The organism is Coprococcus sp. AF16-5 (assembly GCF_003479365.1).
Taxonomy (GTDB): Bacteria; Bacillota; Clostridia; order Lachnospirales; family Lachnospiraceae; genus Coprococcus; species Coprococcus aceti.
Map to the genome: position 1 here is coordinate 150590 of NZ_QUGZ01000006.1, position 7382 is coordinate 157971.

The window sequence follows — 7382 nt, forward strand, 5'->3', positions numbered from 1 at the left end:
ATACAAATGATTTGGATAGTGATAATTATTTCAATTATAATGTTTATTCCATTTTATTGTATATTGGGTAAGGAATGGTATGGACCTTATGGATTGTTTTATATACCATTTCTTATTTGCTATATAATAGCAGGTTTAAATTCTAACAAGTGGAATTTTGAGTTGGGAATGAAAACAAGTGGTATTCTTATATTAGGTGAGCTTGCTTTTCTATTAGGTTGTTTAGTTGCAAAAAAAATTGTATGTGTAAAGAGACATGAAAAAACCCAAAGAGTGTTATTTAGTTTAGGGGGAGGGAGCAATAGAGTAAATAACAGAAAATTAGCTTTTTTAGTGTTATTGGAAACGGTTTTTTTCGCTATATATTTAGTTATGGTATATTTGTGGGGGGTTAGGCATGGATGCTCGGTTATTGAGGCAATTAATCATATTATGTTAAATGGTAAATTTGATGGAGATGGAGATCCGTTGGGGTTGCCATTTTGGTTACAGTTGTTGTTACAAATGAACTATATTGCAGGGTATTTTTTTGCATATTTAATTGCAAGAAAAATTCTACTTAAGGAGCATATAAGCACAGTATTATTAATAATAGGTTATGTCGTCTCAATATTAACAAACTTTTTAGGCGGTTCAAGAGGCCCTATCTTAGAAATATTGGCTTCATTGTTGATTAGCTTTGGAATAGTTTACTTTTTTAAAACTGATAGGAAAATATTTTCGATGTCAAAGATAATAAAGGTTGCAATTATAATTGTTATAGTGGGTATTACATTTTTTGCAGTATTACCTTTGATGGGACGAAATCAGACTGCAGTAGATGAAAGTGATGTGTTTACACAATACATAGGTTCACAGATATATAATTTGAATTATTATGTTGAAAATATAGATAAACGAAGTACATTTTTCTGTGCAGAAACATTAAAGAGTTTATATAATGATATAGAATCTATATTAGGTATACAATTGGGATATAAAAATGGTATGGTTGGAAACTTTTTTGTCTTTACAAATAAAGGGCATAATTTAGGTAATGTTTTCACGACTTATTATAATTTTTATATAGATTTTGGAATAATTGGAGTTTTTATTTTCACTTTTTTTATAGGATGGATTTCTGAAAAATACTTTATGAGCATAAAATACAACCAAAGTATGGTTAATTATAAGTTAGTTATATATATATATATGGGGGCATCTATAGCTTTCAGCTTTTTTGCATCAAGATTTTTTCAAAATGTGATACAGTTAAAAATGATCTTAAAAGTATTATGGATAATGATAATGTATTTATATTTGGTTGAAGATTCTTACATTAGAGTGAATTTAGGAGGAAAAAGAAAACTGATATTTCACAAGGTTAGACGCGAATAAAGGAGAAAATCGATATATGAAGATTATATGTGTTTTAGTTACATACAATAGAATTGACAAATTAAAGACTGCACTGAAGTCGTATGTCAACCAAACAACCCTGCCAGATAAAATGATAGTAGTAGACAACCATTCAAATGACGGTACAATAGAATTTTTAAATGAATGGTGTGAAATAAATCATGGATTTGAAAAGGAACTAATATTTTTGCCAAATAATACAGGTGGATCTGGTGGTTTTTATGCTGGATTAAAGAAAGCTTTAGAATATGATTCTGACTGGATTTATATTTCTGATGATGATGCGTATTTAGATGATGATGTGATAGAGAAAATCAAAAGATATGCAACATCAACAGACGACAACGTAGGGGCGATTTGTGCTACTGTAAAAGAAAATGATGGGTTAGGCTATTATCACAGAAGAGTGATAAAAGAAGGTGTATTGGGAATTAAGGAAAAAAATCTGCCTGATACTGATTATAATAGAAAATGTGTTGAATTATCAACATATTCATTTGTGGGAACAGCAATAAGGACAAGCTCATTGTGGAATATCGGATTACCCAATAAGGACTTTTTCTTGTGGTATGATGACACAGAGCATGGAATTAGAATGGGAAAAAGATATAAAATTTTGTTTTACCCAGACATTATTGTGAAGCATGATGTTGATAGCGCAAATACAGGTGTAAATTGGAAAAAGTATTATGGATATAGAAATAATTTGTTATCAATAAAGTATAACTATAATATTCGATATTTTAAAAATAAGATAATGATGTTAAGGATATCTATGTTGAGGGATTACTTAATTCCTGCGCGACGACCACTTATAGAAATGAAAAAGCAGGCAATTAAAGATGCAAAAAATAATAAATTGGGGATATCAGAGGTTTATTATCCTGGAGCGAAACTTTAAAGGAGAATATGATGAAGGTTGTATATGTAGGTGATAATAGAAATCGTGGAAATTTTGGCTGTAGAGCAACAAGCACGGCATTATCACAATTAATTTCTGAGAAAAATGAAATAGTAGGTGTTGTGTCTGGCAAATACACAAACTTTGATAATGGTGAGCTTTTTTTTCACAAAATTTATACAAAGAAATTTTATGAAAAATTAGGAAGAATAAAAAACTGGGATTCATTAAAAACAGGATTTTATCTGTTTGCAAGAATGATAAAAAGACATAAATATTTTTTTAGCAATTTTGATTTTATTGGATATGATTTGGATAAGTCTATAGATAATCTACTTAGATGCTTGCCTGCTAATCCGAATTTAAAGGAATTTGATTTAACGCAATATGATTTTGATGCATTGGTGGTAAACGGTGAAGGTTCGTTTATTTTTGCAACACCGCCATGGAGAGAATGCCTAGTTGAAATGATGTTAATGCATTGGGCTTTAAAAATGGGAAAAAAAGTTTACTATTTAAATGGAATGTTGTCAGATGATCCATATACAGCAACTAATATGAAGACAATTGAGATTGCTAAAGAATTATTTGCAAAATGTGAAGTCGTACAGATTAGAGAATACGAGTCATTGGATTATGCGAAAAAATATTTTTCCAATTCACATATCGAATTGAGACCAGATGCATTATTTACTTGGTATAAATACATAAATGATGGTTTTAATATAAATAATGGTAGGTATTTTATGGGACCGTCAGGTGCTACAGATAGTACATTTAATAGCTATGATTTTACTAAAGAGTATATTTGCGTGGCTGGTTCGTCATCTCTTAGCCTTGAAACAAAGGATAAAGATAAAATAGTAATGACATACTGTAATTTAGTTAATAAATTAAAAACACTAAAAAAGGAAATATACGTTGTTGAGGTTTGTGAAGGGGATTATTTTTTAAGGGAGGTAGCAGAGAAAACAAATACAAAATTGATTCCCATAGACACGCCTATTATTGCAGCAGGAAAAATTTTGGCAAATGCAAGAGCCTTTGTTTCAGGTCGATATCATCCGGCTATTTTAGCCTCATTGGGCGGAACTCCATGTGTATTTATGGCTTCCAATTCACATAAAACAAAAAGTCTTCAGGAATTATTAAAATACGAGAATGTTGTTGAATATCCTGTTTTGCCGTCTGATGAAGAAATTATGAGTATTGTTCAGGACACAAGTATTGTTATCCAAGGCGGAGATGAGACTAGAGATAAAATTCGGAATAGAGCAAAGGAATTGTGTGATAATGCTCAAACTATAAGTGAATTGATTAAATAAGAGGAATAGATTATGAAAGATAGAAATGGTGAGTTGCTAAAAAGTACGTTGATATTATCAATTGGGCAAATCGTTCCTAAGTTTTTGGCCTTTATTATATTACCTATTTTAACAACATATTTGACACAGAGAGATTATGGATTGTATGAGCTCACCATAAGTGTTGCAAGTTTTTGTATACCGATGTTTAGTCTCCAGATTCAGCAAGGAGTATTTAGATACCTGATAGAGAATAAAATAAATAAAGAAAATATTATCACAGATAGTTTTTATTTCTTAATATTGATATTCGTAATTTTTTCATTGCCTGTAGTGGGGTGTTGGTACTTATATACAAAAAGTATCTATCTGTCAACAATTTTTTTCCTTGCATATTTCTTTGAAATGCTATTGACTTGGGCTGGGCAAACAGTGAGAGGGTTAGGAGACAATGTTTCGTACTCTATGGCATATATATGTTATTCAGTATGTTTTTTGGCTGTTTTAGTGTGCGAATTATTATTGAATAAGACACTAAGTATATATAATGTTGTTGTGTCAATGATTATCTCCTATGTCTTATCAGCAGTTTTTTTGCTAGTAAAGGATAAGTTGTATTCATATATATGTTTAGCCAGTTTTGATAAAAAAGTATTGAAGGTATTATTAGCATATTCCATACCAATGGTTATAAGCTCCGCTGCTTTGTGGATTGTTAATTTGTCAGATAGATTTTTTGTTTCGGGAATGCTTGGAGTAGAAGTGACTGCGGTATATGCTGTTGCGAATAAGGTTCCTAATTTGTTTAATTCTTTTTATGGCATTTTTAATTTAGCATGGACTGAGAATACATCAAAACTTACAAAGGATGAGAAAAGTAGTGATTATTATTCGCTTTTTTTTAAAAGCTTTTATAATGTTATGGTAGGACTTATGTTGTTACTTATATGTGTAGGTCCAATTATCTTTAAGATTTTAATAAATAGCAAGTATAATAATGCATACTCACTTATGCCTTGGCTATATATAGGTGTTTTTTTTAGTAGTTTAGTATCTTTTTTAGGATCAATTTATATAGGTGAAAAAAGAACAAAAGATGTAGGCGTTTCTTCGGCAGTAGGTGCGGTGATCAATGTGTTAATAAATTTATTTTTTATGAAACAATTTGGTGTTATAGTAGCTGCGCTATCTACAATAATATCTTATGCGATTATATTCGTATATAGAGCTATTGATATAAAAAAATATGTCACAATAAAATACAATTTAAAATCTATTGTTGGAGGGCTGATTACAATAATTTTTGTATCTATTTTTAATATGGAATTTTCTATAATAAGATGGATGATATCGCTTATAATTATGACTACTTATAATTGGGTGTTTAATAGAAATACAGTTGTAGCCCTTGGGAAAAAGGTGATGGGTAAGTTTGCTAGAAAGTAGAATAGATGCCTGAGGTGCCAGGTGCAAGTGAACATTCTGTGAATAATGTTAAGCTAAGTTTCATGTGTATATATTTATTTAAATATGCCAGTGCTGTACTAAAACAATTGGGGCAGTTGCGATAGTAACAAATAGTATATATCATTATTTGAGTTTATTTGTAGATAATAAAGATGAACATAAACTTATTACTTACTAATGAGGAGAAAACAAATGGAGACAACTTTACTTATAATGGCGGCAGGAATCGGCTCAAGATTTGGAACCGGAATCAAACAGCTGGAGCCTGTAGATGATGGTCAGCACATTATCATGGATTATTCAATCCATGATGCCATAGAGGCAGGATTTAATCATGTTGTATTTATTATCCGCAAGGATATTGAGAGAGAATTTAGATCTGTTATAGGTGATCGGATTGCTGCCATTTGCGGGAAATCTGGTGTTACGGTTGATTATGCATTTCAGGATATTGAGGATATTCCGGGGGAGCTGCCGGCAGGCAGAACTAAGCCATGGGGAACAGGACAGGCCGTGCTTGCTGCTAAAGCCGTGCTGAAGACACCATTTGTCGTGATAAATGCAGATGATTATTATGGCAAGGAAGGCTTCAGACTGGTTCATGAGTATCTGGAGAACGGAGGACAGTCATGTATGGCTGGATTCGTACTCAAGAATACATTGTCTGATAATGGTGGTGTGACCAGAGGCATTTGCAAGATGGACGATCAGAATAATCTGACAGAGGTGGTGGAGACCAAGAATATCGTCAAGACTGCGGATGGTGCAGCTGCGGACGGCATAGCCATTGATACGGAGTCTCTAGTGTCCATGAACATGTGGGGACTGACACCGGAATTCCTGGATATGTTGGAGGCAGAATTTGCGGAGTCCTTTGAGACGGAGGTTCCTGGTGATCCACTTAAGGCAGAGTTTCTTATTCCTACATTCATAGGAGAGCTTCTGGATGAGAAGAAGATGACGGTTAAGGTTCTCCGGACGAATGATACCTGGTATGGTATGACGTATAAGGAAGATGTTGAGGCTGTTAAGGAGAGCTTTAAGGGGATGATTGAGGACGGTGTGTATGAGAAGGATTTGTTTGGGGATTTGTAGATAGGATATTTATATGGATGTGATGTGATTGCCAGCTCGGGAGGGCTGGCAATTTTATGTAAAAAGTAAAACAAACAAAAATGTAAAAATCAACATTAATTTGACAAATTTACATTTTACGCATATAATTTAATTGCAAACAAAAAGAGCCTCGTACTTGGACAAGCAGCAAGGCCCTAAAAATAAACATAGCAATTTATATTTTATGGTCTGTAGATTTGTTTGTCAAGTTCGTGTTCTTCTTGGGGAGTACTAGGAAAGGAGAAAAGGACATGAATAAAAAGCAGACCTCAGAAAGGGTTGCTAAGGTAGCATCAGCTGTGCTTAGAGATAAGAGATATGGCTCCAAATCAAAGATTGTAGCAGCAAGTGCTCTTTCGCAGGCAAAAACAAAGAAAAAATAATACTATAAGAGGATAAATTAAAATGGATATAAAAAGGTACTTGAGAGGAATTGGTATAACACAGACGGATCTTGCAAATAGATTACATCTATCTCGACCAACATTAGATTCATATATTAGTCAGTATGAAAAGACTGGCAAGTTGTCAAAGAAAAAGTATGAACTAATTTTTGACTCCTTGTTTGGCGATACATTGCTTTCAAAAGATGAATTTATAGAGATGATTTCAAATGTTGGCAATTTGATTTCTCAAGATGAGAAATATGATGTAAGTGAACTTGAGCCAGAAGATACCGACTTATTTATGTCTGTTTTAAGAAATATGCGAAATGATATGGTACATAGTCATTCAACAAATATCTACAGATATATAAATATTATGATATCCAATTACCATAAAGAAGAAATATTTAGATATGTTGCAGATTACTTTTTGTTCTTGAATGGACTAGTTGACGAATCGGATATTATGGAGAAAGAAAAGATGTATTTGGCATACCTTTATGATGCTTTTAAGAACTTTCCTACTGAAAGTAAACCATATGAGTACGAAGATGTATACGTGAAACTTGTAAACCGCAGGAATGCAATCATAGATGATAATAGAAAAAGAACACAAGCACAAAAAGAGCAAACGAATATGTTTGTAGAATTAGTTCAGAAAAAGATTCACGAGATGGAGAGTAATGGTATTGAAGTTACTGAAAGTATGGTGAAAGATGTCATTGCAAGTGTTGCAAAAGATACATTCTGACTTTTCCAGGAAAGGAGACCAGCTATGAAAAGTCAACCATAGATTAGCTGGAAATTATT

General features: G+C 32.4%; 7 protein-coding genes. All 7 read left to right on the top strand.

What is annotated here, in order from left to right:
• The first annotated feature begins 6 nt into the window (after positions 1-6).
• The gene (locus tag DWW70_RS13375; RefSeq protein WP_118016833.1) at positions 7-1377 is read left to right on the top strand and encodes an O-antigen polymerase; all 1371 of its coding nucleotides are present in this window, start codon (positions 7-9) and stop codon (positions 1375-1377) included.
• A gap of 16 nt (positions 1378-1393) precedes the next feature.
• Positions 1394-2299 carry a glycosyltransferase gene (locus DWW70_RS13380; protein WP_118016832.1) on the top strand — a complete coding sequence of 302 codons (906 nt, stop codon included), beginning with the start codon at positions 1394-1396 and terminating at the stop codon, positions 2297-2299.
• An 11-nt stretch (positions 2300-2310) separates the two neighbouring features.
• Positions 2311-3624, top strand: a complete 1314-nt coding sequence (locus tag DWW70_RS13385; protein ID WP_158576567.1) for a polysaccharide pyruvyl transferase family protein — start codon at positions 2311-2313, stop codon at positions 3622-3624.
• 12 nt (positions 3625-3636) lie between these two features.
• Positions 3637-5049, top strand: a complete 1413-nt coding sequence (locus DWW70_RS13390; protein ID WP_118016830.1) for a lipopolysaccharide biosynthesis protein — start codon at positions 3637-3639, stop codon at positions 5047-5049.
• 213 nt (positions 5050-5262) lie between these two features.
• Positions 5263-6165, top strand: coding sequence for a sugar phosphate nucleotidyltransferase (locus DWW70_RS13395; protein WP_118650038.1), 903 nt, complete (start codon positions 5263-5265; stop codon positions 6163-6165).
• Between the two features lie 272 nt (positions 6166-6437).
• Positions 6438-6569, top strand: coding sequence for a hypothetical protein (locus DWW70_RS15355; RefSeq protein WP_279220218.1), 132 nt, complete (start codon positions 6438-6440; stop codon positions 6567-6569).
• Between the two features lie 22 nt (positions 6570-6591).
• Positions 6592-7323, top strand: a complete 732-nt coding sequence (locus DWW70_RS13400) for a helix-turn-helix domain-containing protein (protein WP_118650039.1) — start codon at positions 6592-6594, stop codon at positions 7321-7323.
• The last annotated feature ends 59 nt before the right edge of the window (positions 7324-7382 follow it).